The organism is Citrobacter sp. R4 (assembly GCF_026719175.1).
GTDB lineage: Bacteria > Pseudomonadota > Gammaproteobacteria > Enterobacterales > Enterobacteriaceae > Citrobacter_A > Citrobacter_A sedlakii.
In genome coordinates this window covers 208,132-230,140 of record NZ_JAPPSU010000004.1, presented here as the reverse complement: position 1 = coordinate 230,140, position 22,009 = coordinate 208,132, and the positions used below count along the sequence as shown (strand labels likewise).

Annotated in this window: 15 protein-coding genes; 11 read left to right on the top strand and 4 right to left on the bottom strand. The window is 57.4% G+C overall.

What is annotated here, in order from left to right; all coding sequences use genetic code 11:
• The first annotated feature begins 367 nt into the window (after window positions 1-367).
• From dppA to dppF, 5 genes are all read left to right on the top strand, one after another.
• On the top strand, window positions 368-1,975 hold the full coding sequence (dppA, locus tag OOJ60_RS11710; RefSeq protein ID WP_042286785.1) for a dipeptide ABC transporter periplasmic-binding protein DppA: 1,608 nt from the start codon (window positions 368-370) through the stop codon (window positions 1,973-1,975).
• Between the two features lie 165 nt (window positions 1,976-2,140).
• On the top strand, window positions 2,141-3,160 hold the full coding sequence (gene dppB, locus OOJ60_RS11705) for a dipeptide ABC transporter permease DppB (RefSeq protein ID WP_042286783.1): 1,020 nt from the start codon (window positions 2,141-2,143) through the stop codon (window positions 3,158-3,160).
• A 9-nt stretch (window positions 3,161-3,169) separates the two neighbouring features.
• Complete coding sequence (dppC, locus tag OOJ60_RS11700) at window positions 3,170-4,072, top strand: dipeptide ABC transporter permease DppC (protein WP_042286779.1); 903 nt, start codon at window positions 3,170-3,172, stop codon at window positions 4,070-4,072.
• Window positions 4,073-4,082: 10 nt separating this feature from the next.
• On the top strand, window positions 4,083-5,066 hold the full coding sequence (dppD, locus tag OOJ60_RS11695) for a dipeptide ABC transporter ATP-binding protein (protein ID WP_042286777.1): 984 nt from the start codon (window positions 4,083-4,085) through the stop codon (window positions 5,064-5,066).
• Entirely contained in the window at window positions 5,063-6,076 is a 1,014-nt protein-coding gene (gene dppF / locus OOJ60_RS11690; protein WP_042286774.1) for a dipeptide ABC transporter ATP-binding subunit DppF, read from the top strand. The genes dppD and dppF overlap by 4 nt, the downstream gene beginning before the upstream one ends.
• 50 nt (window positions 6,077-6,126) lie before the next feature.
• Here dppF and OOJ60_RS11685 read toward each other — a convergent pair whose 3' ends face one another.
• From OOJ60_RS11685 to bcsE, 4 genes are all read right to left on the bottom strand, one after another.
• Window positions 6,127-7,422 carry an amino acid permease gene (locus OOJ60_RS11685; RefSeq protein WP_042286772.1) on the bottom strand — a complete coding sequence of 432 codons (1,296 nt, stop codon included), beginning with the start codon at window positions 7,420-7,422 and terminating at the stop codon, window positions 6,127-6,129.
• 289 nt (window positions 7,423-7,711) lie between these two features.
• Window positions 7,712-9,391, bottom strand: coding sequence for a cellulose biosynthesis protein BcsG (gene bcsG / locus OOJ60_RS11680; RefSeq protein WP_060570224.1), 1,680 nt, complete (start codon window positions 9,389-9,391; stop codon window positions 7,712-7,714).
• A complete protein-coding gene (bcsF, locus tag OOJ60_RS11675) occupies window positions 9,388-9,579 on the bottom strand; it encodes a cellulose biosynthesis protein BcsF (protein ID WP_205612597.1) in 192 nt (63 codons plus the stop codon). Before bcsF ends, bcsG begins: the two co-directional genes overlap by 4 nt.
• A complete protein-coding gene (gene bcsE / locus OOJ60_RS11670) occupies window positions 9,576-11,135 on the bottom strand; it encodes a cellulose biosynthesis c-di-GMP-binding protein BcsE (RefSeq protein ID WP_205612596.1) in 1,560 nt (519 codons plus the stop codon). The genes bcsF and bcsE overlap by 4 nt, the downstream gene beginning before the upstream one ends.
• 288 nt (window positions 11,136-11,423) lie before the next feature.
• On the opposite strand from bcsE, the gene bcsR reads away from it, so the two are divergent.
• Genes bcsR through bcsC form a run of 6 tightly spaced genes read left to right on the top strand, consistent with a single transcriptional unit; the run spans window position 11,424 to window position 21,948 of the window.
• The gene (gene bcsR / locus OOJ60_RS11665; protein ID WP_042286759.1) at window positions 11,424-11,612 is read left to right on the top strand and encodes a cellulose biosynthesis protein BcsR; all 189 of its coding nucleotides are present in this window, start codon (window positions 11,424-11,426) and stop codon (window positions 11,610-11,612) included.
• 11 nt (window positions 11,613-11,623) lie between these two features.
• The gene (bcsQ, locus tag OOJ60_RS11660; RefSeq protein ID WP_205612595.1) at window positions 11,624-12,376 is read left to right on the top strand and encodes a cellulose biosynthesis protein BcsQ; all 753 of its coding nucleotides are present in this window, start codon (window positions 11,624-11,626) and stop codon (window positions 12,374-12,376) included.
• Window positions 12,373-14,994, top strand: a complete 2,622-nt coding sequence (gene bcsA / locus OOJ60_RS11655) for a UDP-forming cellulose synthase catalytic subunit (protein WP_205612594.1) — start codon at window positions 12,373-12,375, stop codon at window positions 14,992-14,994. Before bcsQ ends, bcsA begins: the two co-directional genes overlap by 4 nt.
• A gap of 10 nt (window positions 14,995-15,004) precedes the next feature.
• Window positions 15,005-17,356, top strand: coding sequence for a cellulose biosynthesis cyclic di-GMP-binding regulatory protein BcsB (gene bcsB / locus OOJ60_RS11650; RefSeq protein ID WP_205612593.1), 2,352 nt, complete (start codon window positions 15,005-15,007; stop codon window positions 17,354-17,356).
• Window positions 17,357-17,362: 6 nt separating this feature from the next.
• Entirely contained in the window at window positions 17,363-18,469 is a 1,107-nt protein-coding gene (bcsZ, locus tag OOJ60_RS11645) for a cellulose synthase complex periplasmic endoglucanase BcsZ (RefSeq protein ID WP_181823226.1), read from the top strand.
• Entirely contained in the window at window positions 18,451-21,948 is a 3,498-nt protein-coding gene (gene bcsC, locus OOJ60_RS11640; protein ID WP_205612592.1) for a cellulose synthase complex outer membrane protein BcsC, read from the top strand. Before bcsZ ends, bcsC begins: the two co-directional genes overlap by 19 nt.
• The last annotated feature ends 61 nt before the right edge of the window (window positions 21,949-22,009 follow it).

The following is a 22,009-nucleotide window of genomic DNA, read 5'->3' as shown; positions in this document are numbered from 1 at the left end:
TTTTTCATAATCTGCACAAAACTTAATCACCAAATGTTGCGAAATATTAAGATTTATATTCTGGCATTACGCGCGTAGCATAAATTTCTCTGCTGAAAATACCCCTCTGGAGTTTTTTTAATCTTTGTTTGTCAATTCTCACCGTTGTCGTAAAACGCGGTTAGCTGTATTGACGTTTTCACATTCTGTTGACAGATTGTAGGGCATGAGGGGCATTTCATGGAGAATCCGCGCTGCAACTCAGTCGTTTAAGTGAATGGAATCCCCACCTCATCACGCCGACCCGGCCGGTCAAAAATAAAAAAGGCCAGGCGGCGCTAACCCACTGCAAAGGGTAAAACAACAACATCACATTTGGAGCAGAAGAATGAGTATTTCCTTGAAGAAGTCAGGGATGCTGAAGCTTGGTCTGAGCCTGGTGGCTATGACCGTCGCAGCAAGCGTACAGGCTAAAACCCTGGTCTATTGTTCAGAAGGTTCTCCTGAAGGGTTCAACCCGCAACTCTTTACCTCTGGCACAACCTATGATGCCAGTTCAGTACCAATCTATAACCGTCTGGTGGAATTTAAAACCGGCACTACCGAAGTGATCCCAGGCCTCGCGGAAAAATGGGAAATCAGTGAAGACGGGAAAACCTACACCTTCCACCTCCGTTCTGGCGTGAAGTGGCAATCCGGCAAAGAATTCAAACCGACGCGCGACATGAACGCCGACGACGTGGTCTTCTCCTTCGATCGTCAGAAAAACGCGCAAAACCCGTACCATAAAGTGTCCGGCGGCAGCTATGAATATTTCGAAGGGATGGGCCTGCCCGATCTGATCAGCGAAGTGAAAAAAGTGGACGATATGACCGTCCAGTTTGTGCTGACGCGTCCGGAAGCGCCGTTCCTCGCCGACCTCGCGATGGATTTTGCCTCTATTCTTTCTAAAGAATATGCGGACAACATGCTGAAAGCCGGTACGCCGGAAAAAGTGGATCTGAACCCTATCGGCACCGGTCCGTTCCAGTTGCAGCAGTACCAGAAAGACTCCCGTATCCTCTATAAAGCCTTTGACGGCTATTGGGGCACCAAGCCGCAAATTGACCGCCTGGTCTTCTCCATCACGCCTGACGCCTCTGTGCGCTATGCCAAACTGCAGAAGAACGAATGCCAGGTGATGCCGTATCCGAACCCGGCAGACATCGCGCGCATGAAGCAGGATAAAAACATCAACCTGATGGAGCAGGCGGGTCTGAACGTGGGTTACCTCTCGTTCAACACCGAGAAGAAACCGTTTGATGACGTCAAAGTGCGTCAGGCGCTGACCTACGCGGTGAACAAAGAAGCGATCATCAAAGCCGTTTACCAGGGCGCGGGCGTCGCGGCCAAGAACCTGATCCCGCCAACCATGTGGGGTTATAACGACGATATCAAAGACTACACCTACGACCCTGAGAAAGCGAAAGCGTTGCTGAAAGAAGCAGGGCAGGACAAAGGTTTCACCGTCGAACTGTGGGCAATGCCGGTACAGCGTCCTTACAACCCGAACGCGCGCCGTATGGCGGAGATGATTCAGGCGGACTGGGCGAAGATCGGCGTGCAGGCCAAAATTGTCACCTACGAGTGGGGTGAGTACCTGAAACGCGCCAAAGCGGGTGAGCATCAGGCGGTCATGATGGGCTGGACCGGCGATAACGGGGATCCGGACAACTTCTTCGCGACGCTGTTCAGCTGCGCGGCGGCGAAAGACGGTTCCAACTACTCTCGCTGGTGCTACAAGCCGTTTGAAGATCTGATTCAGCCGGCGCGCGCCACCGATGATCACAACAAGCGTATTGAACTATACAAACAAGCTCAGGTGGTAATGAACGAGCAGGCACCGGCCCTGATCATCGCTCACTCCACCGTATATGAGCCGGTGCGTAAAGAAGTCAAAGGCTATGTGGTGGATCCGTTAGGCAAACACCACTTCGATAACGTCTCTGTCGAATAATTAAACGCTATCGTCAGGTAAGCGCTACGCCCCCGAAGATCGGGCAGGCGTAGCGCCACCCGGCAGCAGTGCTTTATTCCTTCTCTGTAAGCGGGAAGGGATAAGATTTGTGAGCAATACAGACTCACGGTTCCACGCCGTGCGTCCTGAGAGAGAATCCGGGTTATGTTGCAGTTCATTCTCCGACGTTTGGGACTCGTCATCCCTACGTTTATCGGTATCACCCTTCTCACCTTCGCGTTTGTCCATATGATCCCCGGCGATCCGGTGATGATCATGGCGGGTGAGCGTGGTATCTCCCCTGAGCGTCATGCTCAACTGTTGGCTGAACTCGGTCTCGATAAACCGATGTGGCAGCAGTACCTCCATTATATCTGGGGAGTCATGCAGGGTGATTTAGGCATCTCGCTGAAAAGCCGTTTGCCGGTGTGGGACGAGTTCGTGCCGCGCTTTAAAGCGACGCTAGAACTTGGCGTCTGCGCCATGATTTTCGCCACCGCGGTGGGCATTCCGGTCGGTGTGCTGGCCGCCGTCAAGCGCGGGTCCATTTTCGATCACACCGCTGTTGGCCTGGCGCTGACCGGTTATTCCATGCCGATCTTCTGGTGGGGGATGATGCTGATCATGCTGGTCTCCGTACACTGGAACCTGACGCCGGTTTCCGGGCGTGTCAGCGACATGGTGTTTCTTGACGATACCAATCCGCTGACCGGTTTTATGCTGATCGACACCGCCATCTGGGGCGAAGAGGGCAACTTTATTGATGCGGTTGCGCACATGATTCTGCCCGCAATGGTCCTCGGCACGATTCCGCTGGCGGTCATCGTGCGTATGACCCGCTCGTCGATGCTGGAAGTGCTGGGTGAAGACTACATTCGTACCGCCCGCGCCAAAGGGCTGACCCGCATGCGGGTCATTATTATTCACGCGTTGCGCAACGCCATGCTGCCGGTGGTCACCGTGATTGGCCTGCAGGTGGGCACGCTGCTGGCGGGCGCCATTCTGACCGAAACCATCTTCTCGTGGCCTGGCCTCGGACGCTGGTTGATTGATGCGCTGCAACGACGCGATTACCCGGTGGTACAGGGCGGGGTGCTGCTGGTGGCGACGATGATTATCCTCGTCAACCTGCTGGTTGACCTGCTGTACGGCGTGGTGAACCCGCGTATTCGTCATAAGAAGTAAGGGGCCATCATGTCACAGGTTACTGAAAATAAAGTTATTGCCGCACCGGTGCCGATGACCCCGCTACAGGAGTTCTGGCACTATTTCAAACGCAACAAAGGCGCGGTTGTTGGCCTGGCGTATGTCGTCATCATGATCCTGATTGCGGTATTCGCCAACGTTCTTGCGCCCTATAACCCGGCGGAACAGTTTCGCGATGCGCTGCTCGCGCCGCCGGCCTGGCAGGAAGGCGGGAGTCTGGCGCACCTGCTGGGTACCGACGATGTGGGTCGCGACGTGCTGTCGCGACTGATGTATGGCGCGCGCCTGTCGTTGCTGGTCGGCTGCCTGGTGGTGGTGCTGTCGCTGGTGATGGGCATCGTGCTCGGGCTGATTGCCGGTTACTTTGGCGGCATTGTTGATAACGTCATCATGCGCGTGGTCGACATCATGCTGGCGCTGCCGAGCCTGCTGCTGGCGCTGGTGCTGGTAGCGGTCTTTGGGCCGTCAATCGGTAACGCCGCGCTGGCGCTGACCTTTGTCGCCCTGCCGCACTATGTCCGGCTTACCCGCGCGGCGGTGCTGGTAGAGGTGAACCGCGACTACGTGACGGCTTCCCGCGTGGCGGGCGCTGGCGCGATGCGTCAGATGTTCATCAATATCTTCCCGAACTGCCTCGCGCCGCTGATCGTTCAGGCGTCGCTCGGTTTCTCTAACGCCATTCTCGATATGGCCGCACTCGGCTTCCTCGGCATGGGTGCGCAACCGCCAACGCCGGAGTGGGGCACCATGCTCTCCGACGTGTTGCAGTTTGCGCAAAGCGCCTGGTGGGTCGTGACCTTCCCGGGTCTGGCGATCCTGCTGACGGTGCTGGCATTTAACCTGATGGGTGACGGTCTGCGTGATGCGCTCGATCCCAAGCTGAAGCAGTAAGAGGTTCGAGATGGCGTTATTAAATGTAGATAAATTATCGGTGCACTTCGGCGACGAAGGCAGCGAATTCCGCGCCGTAGACCGGATTAGTTACAGCGTGAATCAGGGCGAAGTGGTCGGTATCGTTGGCGAGTCAGGTTCCGGTAAGTCCGTCAGTTCACTGGCGATAATGGGGCTGATTGACTATCCCGGGCGGGTAAACGCCGAAAACCTGGTGTTTAACGATCAGGATCTGAAACGCATCTCTGAGAAAGAGCGGCGCAACCTGGTGGGCGCCGAAGTGGCGATGATTTTCCAGGACCCGATGACCAGCCTGAACCCCTGCTACACCGTCGGTTTCCAGATCATGGAAGCCATCAAGGTACATCAGGGCGGCAACAAGAAAACCCGCCGTCAGCGGGCCATCGACCTGCTGACCCAGGTGGGGATACCGGACCCGGCGTCGCGTCTGGACGTGTATCCGCATCAGCTTTCCGGCGGGATGAGCCAGCGCGTGATGATCGCGATGGCCATTGCCTGTCGGCCAAAACTGCTGATTGCCGACGAACCGACGACGGCGCTGGACGTGACTATCCAGGCGCAAATCATCGAGCTGCTGTTGGAACTTCAACAGAAAGAGAACATGGCGCTGGTGCTGATTACGCACGATCTGGCGCTGGTGGCGGAAGCGGCGCATAAAATCATCGTGATGTACGCCGGTCAGGTCGTGGAAACGGGCGATGCGCACGATATCTTTCGCGCGCCGCGTCATCCGTACACCCAGGCGCTGCTTCGCGCGCTGCCGGAGTTCGCTCAGGACAAAGCGCGGCTGGCGTCTTTGCCGGGTGTGGTGCCAGGGAAATACGACCGTCCCACGGGCTGTCTGCTCAATCCGCGCTGCCCCTATGCCACCGATCGCTGCCGCGCAGAAGAACCTGCGCTGAACCAACTGGACGGCGGACGTCAGTCAAAATGCCACTACCCACTCGATGATGCCGGGAGGCCCACACTATGAGTACGCACGAGGCCACCTTGCAACAGCCGCTGTTGCGGGCCATCGACCTGAAAAAACATTATCCAGTGAAGAAGGGGATCTTCTCTCCTGAACGGCTGGTGAAAGCGCTGGACGGCGTGTCGTTCACCCTTGAGCGCGGTAAAACGCTGGCGGTGGTGGGCGAGTCCGGCTGCGGGAAATCGACGCTCGGTCGTCTGCTGACGATGATCGAAACGCCGACCGGCGGCGAGCTGTACTATCAGGGGCAGGATCTGCTCAAGCACGACCCGCAGGCGCAGAAGCTGCGTCGGCAGAAAATCCAGATTGTGTTCCAGAACCCGTATGGTTCACTGAATCCGCGTAAGAAAGTGGGGCAGATTCTGGAGGAGCCGCTGCTTATCAATACGTCGCTCAGCAAAGCGCAGCGTCGCGAAAAAGCGCTGGCAATGATGGCGAAAGTGGGGTTAAAAACCGAACACTACGATCGCTATCCGCATATGTTTTCCGGCGGCCAGCGTCAGCGTATCGCCATTGCCCGTGGTTTGATGCTGGACCCGGACGTGGTGATTGCCGACGAACCGGTCTCTGCGCTTGACGTTTCTGTCCGTGCGCAAGTGCTGAACCTGATGATGGATTTGCAGCAGGATCTGGGGCTGTCCTACGTCTTTATCTCCCACGACCTGTCGGTGGTTGAGCACATTGCCGATGAAGTGATGGTGATGTATCTGGGCCGTTGCGTCGAGAAAGGGACGAAGGAGCAAATTTTCAACAACCCGCGCCATCCGTATACGCAGGCGCTGCTCTCCGCCACGCCGCGTCTGAATCCGGACGAGCGTCGCGAACGTATCAAACTGACCGGCGAGTTGCCCAGCCCGCTGAATCCACCGCCCGGCTGCGCGTTCAATGCGCGCTGCCGCCGTCGCTTCGGCCCTTGCACCCAGTTGCAGCCGCAGTTGAAGGAGTACAACGGTCAACTGGTCGCCTGTTTTGCTGTCGATCAGGACGAGAATGGGCAGAAGCCGGTGACGTAACCTTCCCGCAAGGCCGGATGGCGCTTGCGCCTGATCCGGCCTTTTCTCTGTTACTCAATCAATTTCAGCAGCGGCGACAGGCACAGCAGTACGCCGTACAGCAGTATCAGCCAGGTTTTCAGGCCACGCAGTTTTTCCAGTTGCGCGACCTTGTATATCAGGAAGCAAGGGATCAGGCAGGAGACAATGCCGTATAGCGGGCTGCCGAGCTGGAAGAACACCAGCACCGACACGCGAAATGAGACCCAAATCACCAGCGTCGTCACGATAAACGCACAGATCCCAAGCGTGATCATGCGCGAAGGAATGCGCTCCACGTTGACGATACGACCCAGCAGATTCAGCACAATCCCTTTCATTGCCTCGTGGAAACCGAGATAAATACCAAAAAACGCGGTCAGGACGGCGAAGATATTCAGTACCGTCGAGGTGATATGGATCACCGGACCGGGAATAACCTGAGCCGCCAGCGCCAGGGCGGAGATGTTTTGCTCGAATGCCGACACCGCTTCTTCATGGCTGATGGAAAAGGTAAACGAGAAAGAGAAAAACAGAATCACCGCAATCAGCGTGATATAGCTGATGCGGTGGGTGCGAATTGCCATCCGGGTTGCCAGCACCCTGTCGGCCTCACGCTTGCGATAGGCGATGTTCATCGGATTCAGCACCTGAATAAACACCGCCGAAAAGAAGCAGAACGGAATAGTAAGCAAGACGTCACGAAAAAACACCGAAGCCTGGGGAAAGGCGGTGATATTGGCGAAATTCCAGTGTGGAATCATCGCCAGGCCAAACACCACGATGATCCCCACTTTTACCACCACCATCGGCCCGGAAATTTTGAACAGCAGTTTCTCGCCGCCCGAGGCGATAGCGACCAGCGCCGCGAAAATGGCCGCTTTAAAAAGCAGCGACTGGGAGAGGTCGGTCTGGGTCAGGCCAAAGGTACGCAGATAAGACGCGCTGTCGAATACCACGGAAAGCGAATAAATAAAGATGCCGTGGATGATCATCAAAAAATAGATCACCCCGAGAAAAACGCCCCAGTTTTTGCCGAGATAATGACTGATGACGTCGGTGTAGTCATGGCAGGTTTCGCTTTGCGAAAGCGTTTTGAGATACACGTCCTGTACGATCCAGGTCGCCGGATAAGCGATAAGCGACGCGGTGATAAATACCCAAATCCCTTTAAGTCCAATCTGCACCGGCATCAGCACCGTACCCGCGCCAATCGCCATACCAATGCACAGCAATACCCAACCAAAGTCGTAGCGGGTAAAAGGAAGTCTGCGCGAAACCTGTTCGCCTGAGCCGTTAAGATGAGAAAGTGATGTGTCGTGCTGCATGAAGTCCCCTGCCAGAAATAGCCTTCACGGCGTCATGGCCGCAAGGGGACGCAATTCTACAGAAGCGCAGGAGACACTGCCAGCCGATTGAGGATTTGCGAGACGCCACGCAGAGTAAAACACGGGCGGATGTGTAGGCAAACCGCTTGCCGTAGAATCCGCAGCAAGCCGGGGCAACCCGGTGAGGCGCAACGTTGCGGGGGCTTAATCCCCTGACGGGCGCCTGCCTGCCGCAGTGGCAACATGCGCCCGAACCGGGCCGCAGGGATATCCTTGCGGCCTTTTTCGTTTACTGCGGATACGGCACCCAGTCGCCGCCGTTCAGGCGCACGTAGGGTTTATCCTGGTACTGAATCACCACCGCGTTGGCGTTTTCCGAGACCGCCGCGGTTTGCGGCAGATTACTGGTGAGCTTCGTCCAGTCAACCGGATCTTCGGAGAAGATCTTGCCGTCGAGCACGCGCACCACCAGTTCTGAGATGGCCAGATAGCTGCTCGGTTGGGTAATTTCAATCGGCGCGCCCTGATGCGGCGCTTTCATGCCGAAGAATTTCACCCCGGCGGGGACGTTGGTGATCGACGGGCTGGGGATATCGCGCAGACCGGAGACCTGCATTCTGTCGCCTTTCAGCGCCCCGCCATGTTCCGGCACCACCACCACCATGACTTTACGGCCAGACTTCTCGAGCTGCGTAAAGAACGCATCCAGTTCATCGAAGAATTTCTGCGCACGCGCTTTGTAATCCGCCGTTTTGCTCACGCCTGGATAGTGGTTGCCATCGTGCAGCGGCAGGGTGTTATAGAAGGTTGCGCTGCGCGAATCTTTGTCCTTTTCGGTGGTTTCAAGCCAGCGGTTAAGCACTGCCGTATCGTCATAGACTGGCGAGCCGTCAAAGCCCAACAGCGGCACCGGTAAACCACTCTGATCCATCAGCTCAGCCTGCATACCGCCGTTTTCGCGCACTTCTTTCAGGAAGCCGCCGAACTCACCGTTGTGTCCCATCATCAGATGCTGGGCGAAGCCCAGTTTCGACAGATTATCAAACAGATAGCATTCATTGCCGGCTGGTTGATACAGATTAGTATGTGACGGCTGACCGCAACTGGCGCGCAGCAGGCGAATCGCCGCCGGACCGCTGTAAGAGGTCGCCGAGTTAAAGTGCTTAAACTGAATATCAAAATGCGACCACAGCGGATGCGACATCAGCCCCGCCGCTTCGATATCGGACCACGAAAGCGAGCAGATGTTGATCACCAGTAGTTCAAACGGCTGGGCATCTTCCGGCAGCGCCGCCGGGAAGGGCGTTTTACGTTTTGCTTCCGCGTTGTAAAAGGTGTTCAGCCAGGCGTTGAGGTTGGCGGACGTCGGTGGCGCGGTTTGCGCCGGGATATCACCGACAACCGGCGCGCCTTCAGCGGTGGCGATCGTGGCCGCCGCGGTACCGCCGGTGGTCGTGACGGTGTTGGTCGGCTGACCGGCAGGCCACAGTGAAAAACTCGGCCCCGCCAGCGTCAGAACGTTTAGCCAGACCATTATGGCCACCACAAAAACGGTGACGCGAACCCACTGCGCCAAAAACAGCCACGCCACGAGCAGCACGAAAACCGCGCCGATCATTTGCCAGTTAATGAAGCGGGTGACCAGATCGAGCATATAATCAGTGCTGAACGCCGCGACTTGGGAGCCCTGGCTCATTATACTCTCTGGCCCTGGCAGCCAGGTATCGTGCCAGAACAGGGCAAAACCTATCGGAATGGCGATCCAGTGGCGAAGGCGATGCAGACTGTAGCGCGGAATCGGCATCAGCAGGAACGCCATGAACACCAGGTTCATCAGGGCGTGGAAGTTAAGATAGCCTGCCCAGAGCAGACCAAATTTCACCAGAAAATAGAAATTCCAGCCCGAAAGTCCGCGCCAGTATTGCCAGAGAGGCGAAGGCGGCGAGGCATGTTGAGTATGTTGAGTCATTTTTTGGTCGCTCTGGGAATTACCGTGCGGCGCAATGTTCCGGCCGGTTTGACATAACGAGGTTTAGCAAATAGCAGACGGGCAGTGTTGCTGAGACGGCGCAGAGAATGACGCGCCAGATAGCCCAGTGGAAAAAAAATCAGCGCGCAGACGATGATGATTTGCAGAATATCGCTGATGGTCATCATGATGAACGCTCCATTTCATCGTCCAGTAAGCGCAGCGGCTGAGGAATTCGACGCCAGACCTTACCATCGTGTTCAGCGTTCAGTACGGGTTTGACCTCCTGGGTGAGCGGCAGCGGCTGACCCCACAGCTCCGGCGACAGCAGACGCATTTGCACCAGTTCGGCGCTGATCTGATTGTCCTCGAACCACACCATGCGGTTAGAGAACAGATCGCCGGTCGGCAGCGGAAAGATGTGATTCAGGGCGGTGTCGAGATCGTTGACCCGGCAGAACGACAAAAACAGCACCAGTCGGTTGCCGCCAATGGTCACAATATCGCCGGTACGGTGTGGGCGGCAAAGCGTTAACGCCTGTTCCACGCGAATACCTGGCACTGGACGCAGCGCCACCATCACCCCTTTGCCGTCGGCGGGGAGCAGGGTATTGCTCATCATATTATTCACCGCGTCACAGAAGACATCCCACTTCTGAAAGCCGCGCAGCTTCATCGGCTGGGTCATCGACAGCAGGGTGGTGATATCTTCCGGCACATAACGGCTGAACTGTTGGCCCTGCACGCTTTCAATCAACGTCAGGCAGCGGGAAAGCGGGGCGTTCCACGGGATCACCATATTGGCGCCGCAGCCCAGCAGCAGACGTTCGTCGGTGGCGCGCAGGCTGGCGATATTTTCCCGCACAAGAATTTTTAGCGCGCTGCCGCGCTGGCGGCGCAGGGTGTGGATGCTGCGCGCCAGCGGTTCAATCTGACGATTTTGCTGGAGAGAAAAGACCAATGTCGCCGCCTGGGCGGTACGGGCCTCATTGAATAATGCTTCATTACTGTCGAATAATTTCCAGTGCTCCGACAGGGGCGGCGCACCTTCGAGTACGGTCACATTACTGAGGATCCGCTTTTCGTCGCTGCGGGGCTGGATATCGGCTTCGGCCTCTTGCGCCAGTTCCCAGCGACCCTGGCGATGGCGAATGGTCAACTGCTGGCGGGCGCTGACCCCTTTCTCGTTGCACCAGAAGGCGATATCCAGCAGGTGCTGGTCGCCCTGAAAACGCAAGCTGGCAAGACCAGACAGCGAGCGATATTCCCCCATTAACAACGAGAACTGTTTGTCATTATTATTCCCAGGGTTAAGCACCAGAACAGAACAACGATGAAGACGTGTCCATTTATTCATTTTATCCAGCCACTGACGCAATCGTTCCGCTGGAATATTTTGCCACGCATTATTTGCGCATATAAGGATGAATAAGTAATGGGTAGGATCAACTGAGCAGAGTATATCGCGGGACATAAAGTATAGTCCCTTCTCTGAATCTGGCATCGAAAATAACTGAATTTTTTCCGGACCTTGCGTTTCGTCTAATTTGAAAACTTTCCCTGGATCGCTGCCCATACTCATCGCCGCGACTTTTGCAGTCCCGGTTTGAAAAGCAATCGTTTGATTCGCCAGGCTGATAGCATCTTCACTGCGATCAGTGTTAACCCACCAGACACCGCCAGTTGGCATATGGCGAAGTTCATCCCATAATGATGAGATACCTATTGAAAATACTGGGTCCACAGCGTTCCTCGGGTCGCTATTTGTCTGCTTATCAGTTTACTAGCGAAAGCGCAGAAATAAACCTAACATTGAAATTAAAACGTATCAGATTTAGCATGTGAATCAATTTGGCTGGCAGGAAGCCTCTTTACGTCGGCCTTTCCGATTCCATGACTCGTATTCTTTGAGTGATGAAAAATCAGAAAATGCGCGGATTCTGACGCCATCAATTTTCGTTGGGAAGGGGGCTGAATGCAAACAGAAAAAATGTCTGAAGCATGGCGAGTATATTCAAAGGGATAAAAAAATATGTCTGACAACGAACCCGATACGCTGCCTGATTCAGCTTTAGGCTATACCTTTCAAAACGATTTCCTGGCCCTGAGCCAGGCTTTTTCATTGCCTGAATTCGATTACACCGATATATCCCAACGTGAACAGCTTGCCGCTGCGATTAAACGCTGGCCGCTGCTGGCTGAATTTGCGCAACAAGAATAAGGGAGTCGTGGATGGCTATTCTGGGACTTCAGGGCATCCGTGGTGGCGTAGGCACGACGTCTATCACTGCGGCGCTGGCCTGGGCATTACAACTGTTAGGTGAAAACGTCCTGGTGGTGGATGCCTGCCCCGATAATTTGCTACGCCTGTCATTTAATGTCGACTTTGTGCATCGCGACGGCTGGGCCAGAGCGCTGCTGGACGGGCGTGACTGGCGCGAAGGCGGAATGCGCTATACCTCGCAGCTCGATTTGCTGCCGTTTGGCCAGCTCACGGCGCAGGAACGTGACTACCCCGATCAATGGCAGGAACGGCTCGGCGAGATTGTCCCTGGCCTCCAACGGCTAAAAGAGAGCGGCAGGTATTCCTGGATTTTACTCGATTTGCCCACCGGCGCCGCGCCGCTCACTCGCCAACTGGTCAACGCCTGCGATCATACGCTGGCGGTCGTCAAAGCCGATGCCAATTGCCATATTCGCCTGCATCAGCAGGCGCTGCCCGCCGGTTCGCATATTTTGATTAACGATTTACGCATTGGCAGCCAGATGCAGGACGATCTTTACCTGGTCTGGCTCCAAAGCCAGCGTCGGCTGTTGCCGATGGTTATTCATCGCGATGAAGCCTTGGCCGAATGCATGGCGGCGAAACAGCCACTGGGAGAATACCGCAGCGATTCGCTGGCCGCCGAAGAAGTGTTAACGCTGGCGAACTGGTGTTTATTGCATTATTCAGGCCGCAAAGACGCCGCCGGGAGCGCAACATGAGTATCCTGTCCCGGTGGTTGCTTATCCCGCCGGTCAGCGCGCGCCTGAGCGAGCGCTATCAGGGCTACCGTCGTCATGGCGCGCCAGCGTTTAGCGCGGCCCTGGGCTGTTTTTGGGCCGTTCTGGCATGGGTGTTCATCCCGCTGGAGCATCCGCGCTGGCAGCGGATCCGCGCTGCGCACAAGGCGCTTTATCCGCATATCAACGCCGCTCGTCCGCGCCCGTTAGATCCCGCCCGCTACGTTATTCAAACGCTCTGGCTGATGGCGACCGCCTCGCGTCGACAAACGGCCCAACCGCGCTGGCAGACCTTTTCCCGCCTGGAAGGCGTCCGGGGCCGTTACCATCAGTGGCTGGATAAACTGCCTGAACGGGTCACGCAAAACACAACCCATCTTGATAAGCAAAAGGAACTGGGGCATCTGAGCGCTGGCGCGCGCCGTTTAATCATTGGGATTATTGTCACTTTCTCGCTGATACTGGCGCTGATCTGCGTGACGCAGCCGTTCAACCCGCTGGCGCAGTTTATCTTCCTGATGCTGCTATGGGGCGTTGCGCTGATTGTACGGCGGATGCCGGGGCGTTTCTCGGCGCTGATGCTGATAGTGTTGTCGCTGACCGTGTCATGTCGCTATATCTGGTGGCGCTACACGTCCACCCTGAACTGGGACGATCCGGTAAGCCTGGTTTGTGGTCTGATCCTGCTGTTTGCCGAAACCTACGCGTGGATTGTGCTGGTGCTGGGCTACTTCCAGGTGGTCTGGCCGCTCAACCGTCAGCCGGTGCCGTTGCCCAAGGATATGTCGCAGTGGCCGTCGGTGGATATTTTCGTTCCGACCTACAACGAAGAGCTGCACGTAGTGAAAAACACCATCTACGCGTCGCTGGGCATCGACTGGCCGAAAGATAAGCTCAACATCTGGATTCTCGACGACGGCGGGCGGGAAGAGTTTCGCCAGTTTGCCCAGAATGTCGGGGTCCACTATATCGCCCGCACCACCCATGAGCACGCCAAGGCCGGGAACATCAACAATGCGCTGAAGTACGCCAAAGGCGAATTCGTGTCGATCTTCGACTGCGACCACGTGCCGACGCGCTCGTTCCTGCAAATGACCATGGGCTGGTTCCTGAAAGATAAAAAACTGGCGATGATGCAGACGCCGCACCACTTTTTCTCGCCGGACCCGTTCGAACGTAACCTTGGCCGCTTCCGCAAAACCCCCAACGAAGGCACGCTGTTCTATGGGCTGGTGCAGGACGGCAACGACATGTGGGACGCCACCTTTTTCTGCGGCTCCTGCGCGGTGATTCGCCGTAAGCCGCTGGATGAAATAGGCGGTATTGCCGTCGAAACCGTCACCGAAGATGCGCACACCTCGCTGCGTCTGCACCGTCGCGGTTACACCTCGGCTTACATGCGTATTCCGCAGGCGGCGGGGCTGGCGACCGAAAGTTTGTCCGCCCATATCGGCCAGCGTATCCGCTGGGCGCGCGGGATGGTGCAAATTTTCCGCCTCGACAACCCGCTTACCGGGAAAGGGCTGAAATTCGCCCAGCGGTTATGCTACGTCAATGCGATGTTCCACTTCCTGTCGGGGATCCCACGGCTCATCTTCCTGACCGCGCCACTGGCGTTCTTGTTGCTGCATGCCTATATCATCTACGCGCCCGCGCTGATGATTGCGCTGTTCGTACTGCCGCATATGATTCACGCCAGCCTGACCAACTCGAAGATTCAGGGAAAATACCGCCACTCCTTCTGGAGTGAGATCTACGAAACGGTGCTGGCCTGGTACATCGCGCCGCCGACGCTGGTGGCGCTGATTAATCCGTATAAGGGCAAATTTAACGTCACCGCGAAAGGCGGGCTGGTGGAAGAAGAGTATGTCGACTGGGTGATCTCCCGTCCGTATATCTTCCTGGTGCTGCTTAACCTGGTCGGCGTGGCGGTAGGCATCTGGCGTTATTTCTACGGGCCGGAAAGTGAAATGCTCACCGTCATCGTCAGTATGGTGTGGGTATTCTATAACCTGATTATCCTCGGCGGCGCGGTGGCGGTGTCGGTGGAAAGTAAACAGGTACGCCGTTCTCACCGCGTGGAGATCTCAATGCCAGCGGCGATTGCTCGCGAAGACGGTCATTTGTTCTCGTGTACCGTGCATGACTTCTCCGACGGCGGCCTGGGGATCAAAATCAACGGTCAGGCGCAGGTGCTGGAAGGGCAAAAGGTGAATTTACTGCTTAAGCGTGGACAGCAGGAGTATGTCTTTCCCACCCAGGTGGCGCGCGTATGGGGTGAACAGGTGGGGTTACAACTGATGCCGCTGACCACTAAACAGCATATCGATTTTGTGCAATGTACGTTTGCCCGTGCGGATACATGGGCGCTCTGGCAGGACAGCTATCCGGAAGACAAACCGCTGGAAAGCCTGCTCGATATTCTGAAACTGGGGTTCCGCGGCTATCGCCATCTTGCGGAATTTGCCCCAGCGTCGGTCAAAGTAATTTTCCGGTCTCTGACGTCTCTGGTTGCCTGGATTGTGTCGTTCATTCCGCGCCGTCCGGTGCAGGATGATATGGCGGTGCAACCACCGGCTCAGGTTATGGCTCAACAATGATGATAACGCGATGAAAAGAAAACTTTCCTGGATTTGTGCGATGGCAATGGGGATGAGCGCTATCCCCAGTTTCATGTCGAATGCGGCGCCAGCAATACAACCGCAGACAGCGGCTGAGCCAACCGCGGCCCCGGCCATTCCCGTTCAGGCGGACGACAATCAGCCGGTGGGCCAGGTGATGCCGGGCGTGCCGGGAGCGGATGCGCCGATCGTCGCGCAAAATGGTCCTTCGCGTGATGTGAAACTGACGTTTGCGCAAATCGCGCCGCCGCCGGGCAGTATGGTGCTGCGCGGCGTTAACCCGAACGGCAGCATTGAATTTGGCATGCGCAGTGATGAAGTGGTCACGAAGGCGATGCTGAATCTGGAATACACGCCGTCGCCATCGCTACTGCCCGTTCAGTCCCAGCTCAAGGTCTATCTGAATGATGAGCTCATGGGCGTGCTACCCGTCACCCAGGAACAGCTTGGCAAAAAGACGCTGGCGCAGATCCCCATCAACCCGCTGTTTATCACCGATTTCAACCGCGTACGGCTGGAGTTTGTCGGCCATTACCAGCAGGTATGTGAAAACCCGTCCAGCAGTACGCTGTGGCTGGATGTAGGTCGCAGCAGCGTACTCGATCTCACCTACCAGACGCTGGAAGTGAAAAACGATCTCTCGCACTTCCCGGTTCCGTTCTTTGATCCGCGCGACAACCGCGCGATGACGCTGCCGATGATCTTCGCCGGCGCGCCCGATCTTAAACTGCAGCAGGCCGCCTCTATCGTCTCGTCATGGTTTGGTTCCCGCTCAGGCTGGCGCGGGCAGCACTTCCCGGTGCTGTATAATCAACTGCCGGATCGGAATGCGATTGTGTTCGCCACTAACGACAGCCGTCCCGACTTCCTGCGCGAGCAGCCGCCGGTGAAAGCGCCGACGATCGCGATGATCGACCATCCGGAGAATCCCTACGTAAAACTTCTGGTGGTGATGGGGCGTGATGAAAACGATCTGTTGCAGGCGGCGAAAGGTATTGCGCAGGGCAACATTCTGTTCCGCGGCAGCAGTGTCGAAGTGAACGAGGTAAAACCGCTGCTGGCGCGTAAACCGTACGATGCGCCGAACTGGGTGCGGACCGATCGTCCGGTGACCTTTGGCGAGCTGAAAACCTATGAGCAGCAGTTGCAGTCCAGCGGCATCGAGCCCGCCGCCATCAACGTTTCCCTTAACCTGCCGCCGGACCTGTATCTGCTGCGCAGTACCGGTATTGATATGAACCTCAACTACCGTTACACCACGCCGCCGACCAAAGACAGTTCGCGCATGGATATCAGCCTGAATAACCAGTTCCTGCAAGCCTTTAGCCTCACCAGCAACGAAAAGAACAACCGTCTGCTGCTGCGTCTGCCGGTGCTGCAAGGGCTGCTGGATGGTAAAACCGACGTCTCGATCCCGGCGCTGAAGCTGGGGGCGGTGAACCAGTTGCGTTTTGACTTTGAGTACATGAACCCAATGCCTGGCGGTACGGTGGATAACTGTATTACCTTCCAGCCGGTGCCGAACCATGTGGTGATCGGCGACGACTCGACCATCGACTTCTCGAAGTACTATCACTTTATTGCGATGCCGGATCTACGCGCCTTTGCGAATGCGGGTTTCCCGTTCAGCCGAATGGCCGATCTTTCTGACACCATCGCCGTGATGCCGAAAACGCCGAATGAAGCGCAGATGGAAACACTGCTGGAGGCGACGGGCACGATTGGCGCGCAAACCGGCTTCCCGGCCATCAACCTGACCATCACTCAAGACGGCAGCCAGATTCAGGGGAAAGATGCCGATATCCTGATTATTGGCACGATTCCGGACAAGTTAAAGAATGAGAAGCGTATTGACCTGCTGGTGCAGGCGGCGCAGAGCTGGGTGAAAACGCCGCTTCGCCAGAGCGCCTTCCCGGGGATCATGCCGGATGAGGCCGACCGCAAAGCGGATGCGCAGGCCACTGTCACGTCGAGCGGCCCAATGGCCGCCGTGGTGGGCTTCCAGTCGCCGTTTAACGATCAGCGCAGCGTTATCGCCCTGCTGGCGGACAGCCCGCGCGGTTATGAACTGCTGAACGAAGCGATTAACGACAGCGGCAAACGTGCGGCGATGTTTGGTTCGGTGTCCGTCATTCGCGAGTCGGGCGTCAACAGCTTGCGGGTGGGTGATGTTTATTACGTCGGACATCTGCCGTGGTTTGAACGTCTGTGGTATGCGCTGGGAAATCATCCGGTGCTGTTAGCGGTGTTGGCGGCCATCAGCGTGGTATTGCTGGCATGGGTGTTGTGGCGCCTGCTGCGCATCATTAGCCGCCGCCGTCTTGATCCAGACCATGAGTAACGCATGATGAACGCGCTGCGTAGTGGAATCGCTGTTGTCCTGATGTTGGCCGCCCTGAGCGTTCAGGCGGCCTGTCATTGGCCCGCCTGGGATCAGTTCAAAAAGGATTACATCAGCAAGGAGGGCCGGGTGATTGATCCGAGCGACGCGCGGAAAATCACCACCTCGGAAGGGCAAAGCTACGCCATGTTCTTTGCCCTCGCGGCTAACGATCGTCCGGCGTTTGATACGCTTTTGGCATGGACCGAAAACAACCTGGCGCAAGGCTCGCTGAAAGCGCATCTGCCCGCCTGGCTGTGGGGACAAAAAGATCCAGCGACCTGGGAAGTGCTGGACAGCAATTCCGCTTCTGACGGCGATATCTGGATCGCCTGGTCGCTGCTGGAAGCCGGGCGTTTATGGCAGGAGCCGCGATACACCGATATCGGTAAAGCGCTGCTGAAGCGGATTGCCACTGAAGAAGTGGTGACGGTGCCAGGGCTGGGGTCGATGTTGCTGCCGGGTAAAATCGGTTTTGCCGAAGAAACCCGCTGGCGCTTCAACCCGAGTTATCTGCCGCCGCAGCTGGCGCAGTACTTTACCCGTTTCGGCGCGCCGTGGACCACCCTGCGGGAGACGAATCAGCGGCTGCTGTTAGAAACCGCGCCGAAAGGCTTTTCGCCGGACTGGGTGCGTTACGAGAAAAACAAAGGCTGGCAGTTAAAACCAGAAAAAACGCTGGTCAGCAGCTACGACGCCATTCGCGTCTATCTGTGGGCCGGGATGATGCATGACGGCGACCCGCAGAAAGCACGGCTGCTCACTAAATTCAAACCGATGGCTACCCTGACAACCCAAAACGGCGTTCCGCCGGAGAAAGTGGATGTCGCCAGCGGCAAGGCGCAGGGCAACGGCCCGGTAGGCTTTTCCGCTTCTTTACTGCCTTTCCTGCAAAACCGCGACGCACAAGCGGTGCAGCGACAGCGCGTTGCAGACCACTTTCCTGGCAGCGATGCCTATTACAGCTACGTGCTGACCCTCTTCGGACAAGGGTGGGACCAGCATCGTTATCGCTTCACCGCCAAAGGTGAGTTACTACCTGACTGGGGCCAGGAATGCGCAAGTTCACACTAAGTTTTCTTGGGGTATCGCTCGGTATTGCGCTGATGCCCTTCGCGGAAGCCGCGCCGTCGGCGCAACAATTGTTACTCGACCAGGTTCGGCTGGGCGAGGCCACGCACCGCGAAGACCTGGTGCGTCAGTCGCTCTACCGGCTGGAGCTGATCGACCCGAATAACCCTGACGTTATCGCTGCCCGCTTCCGCTATATGCTGCGTCAGGGCGACAACGACGGCGCTCAAAAGCAGCTCGACAGGCTTGCAGAGATCGCGCCCAATTCGGCGGCGTATAAATCGTCGCGCACTACCCAACTGCTGGCGACGCCGGATGGCCGCCAGGCGCTGCAGGAAGCGCGGTTACAGGCGACGACCGGACATGCGGAAGAGGCCATCGCCGCTTACGATAAGTTATTCAAAGGCGCGCCGCCGGAAGGCGAGCTGGAGGTGGAGTACTGGAGTACGGTGGCGAGAGTGCCTGCCAGACGCGGTCAGGCGATCAACCAGCTTAAGGCGATCAACGCCCGAAGCCCCGGCAATACCGGGTTGCAGAATACCCTGGCGCAACTGCTGTTCGATAACGACCGTCCGGCTGAAGGTTTTGTCGTGCTGGAACAAATGGCGAAATCCAGCGCCGGACGCAACGCGGCGGCAACGCTCTGGTACGCCCAGATAAAAGATTTGCCGGTCAGCGACGCCAGCGTAAAAGCGTTGCAAAAGTACCTCACCGTGTTTAGTGAAGGGGACAGCGTGACGGCGGCGCGCAGTAAGCTGAACGAACAGCAACAGCAGCTTGCCGATCCGACGTTCCGCGCCCGTGCGCAGGGGCTGGCGGCGGTAGAGGCCGGGCAGGGCGGCAAAGCGGTTGCCGGGCTGCAGCAGGCGGTGAAAGCGAATCAAAACGACAGCGAAGCCGTTGGCGCGCTGGGTCAGGCGTATTCACAGCGCGGCGATCGCGCCAGCGCGGTGGCGCAGTTTAAAAAAGCGCTGGCGATGGATCCGCAAAGCCCGAGCCGCGACAAATGGGAAAGCCTGCTGAAGGTGAACAGCTACTGGCTGGCGATCCAGCAGGGCGACGCCGCGCTGAAGGCGAATGATATCGACCAGGCCGAACGGTTTTATCAACAGGCAAGACGCATCGACAATAGCGATAGCTATGCGGTGCTGGGGTTGGGCGACGCGGCAATGGCACGTAAAAACTACCCGGCTGCCGAGCGTTACTATCAGCAGACGCTGCGTATGGACAGCGGCAACACCAACGCCGTGCGCGGCCTGGCGAACCTCTATCGCGAGCAGTCGCCGGAGCGAGCCAGCGCTTTTATCGCCACGCTTTCCGCCAGCCAGCGCCGCAGTATTGATGACATTGAACGCGGGCTGGAAAACGATCGTCTGGCGCAACAGGCTGAAACGCTGGAGAGCCAGGGCAACTGGGCGCAGGCGGCGGAGCTGCACCGGCGTCGTCTGGCACTGGATCCGGGCAGCGTCTGGATAACCTACCGTCTGTCGCGCGATCTGTGGCAGGCCGGTCAGCGTAGCCAGGCCGATGCGCAGATGCACGCGCTGGCGCGTCAGAAACCTGGCGATCCCGAGCAGGTCTATGCTTACGGGCTGTACCTGTCCGGCGCCGATCGGGACCGCGCGGCGCTGGCGCATATCAACGCGCTGCCGCGCAGCCAGTGGAACCCAAATATTCAGGAACTGGCCGACAGGCTGCAAAGCAACCAGGTATTGGAAACCGCTAACCGTCTGCGCGAAAGCGGCAAGGAGCGTGAAGCCGAAGCGCTGCTACGTCAGCAGCCTGCTTCTACCCGTATCGACTTAACCCTCGCCGACTGGGCCCAGCAGCGCCGGGACGCTACGGCCGCGCGCGGATATTACAGCGGCGTGCTGGCGCGCGAACCGGACAACACTGACGCGCTGCTTGGGCTGGCGGAGATCGACATCGCTCAGGGCGACAACGCGGCCGCGCGGGCGCGACTGGCGGCACTGCCGACGACCAACGGGTCTTCAATGAATATGCAACGTCGGGTGGCGCTGGCGCAGATGCAACTGGGCGATACCGTGGCGGCCAGACAAACATTCGATAGCCTGATTCCGCAGGCGAAATCGCAGCCGCCGTCGATGGAAAGCGCGATGGTGCTACGTGATGCCGCCAGGTTTCAGGCCCAGAGCGGCGAGCCGCAGCAAGCGCTGGAAACGTATAAAGATGCCATGGTCGCCTCTGACGTCACCCCGACGCGTCCGCAGGATGACGACACTTTTACCCGTCTGACCCGCAACGATGAAACAGACGACTGGCTGAAGCGCGGCGTGCGCAGCGACGCGGCGGATCTGTATCGCCAGCAAGATTTGAACGTAACCCTCGAACACGATTACTGGGGATCGAGCGGTACCGGCGGTTATTCCGATCTGAAAGCGCACACCACCATGCTGCACGTTGATGCGCCCTGGTCCGATGGGCGTATGTTCTTCCGCACCGACCTGGTCAATATGAATGTCGGCAGCTTCGCAACCGATGCCGACGGGCGTTATGACAACAACTGGGGCACCTGTACGCTGGAAGACTGTAGCGGCAGTCGCAGCCAGTCGGACGCCGGGGCGAGCGTGGCGGTGGGCTGGGCAAACGACACCTGGCGCTGGGACATCGGCACCACGCCAATGGGCTTCAACGTGGTTGATGTGGTTGGCGGCGTCAGCTACAGCAGCGATATCGGGCCGTTAGGGTATACGCTTAACGCGCATCGTCGTCCCATTTCCAGTTCGCTGCTGGCGTTTGGCGGCCAGAAAGACGCGCAGAGCCATAACGGCGACAGCGATGCGATTAACACCGGTAAAAAATGGGGCGGCGTACGCGCCGACGGCGGCGGCATCAGCCTCAGTTACGATAAAGGGGAAGCGAATGGCGTCTGGGCTTCGCTCAGCGGCGACCAGTTAACCGGCAAAAACGTGGCGGACAACTGGCGCGTGCGCTGGATGACCGGGTACTACTACAAGGTGATTAACGAGAATAACCGCCGCGTCACTGTCGGTCTGAACAATATGATCTGGCACTACGACAAAGACCTCAGCGGCTATTCGCTCGGTCACGGTGGTTACTACAGTCCGCAGGAATATGTGTCGTTTGCGGTGCCGGTAATGTGGCGTCAGCGTACGGAAAACTGGTCCTGGGAGCTGGGCGGTTCCGTGTCGTGGTCGCATTCACGCACGAAAACGATGCCGCGTTATCCGTTGACGAACCTCATTCCGGCGGATTACCAGGAGGCGGCGCGCGATCAGACCAATGATGGCGGCAGCAGCCAGGGCTTTGGTTATACCGCCCGGGCGCTGGTGGAGCGGCGGGTCACCTCCAACTGGTTTGTCGGCACCGCTATCGATATCCAGCAGGCGAAAGATTACACCCCAAGCCATTTCCTTCTTTACGTGCGTTATTCCGCCGCAGGCTGGCAGGGCGATATGGATTTACCGCCGCAGCCGCTGGTGCCTTACGCCGACTGGTAATCGCCAGGGTCGGATGGCGCTGCGCTGGCGTGAAAGCCAGATAAGACAACGCCGCCATCCG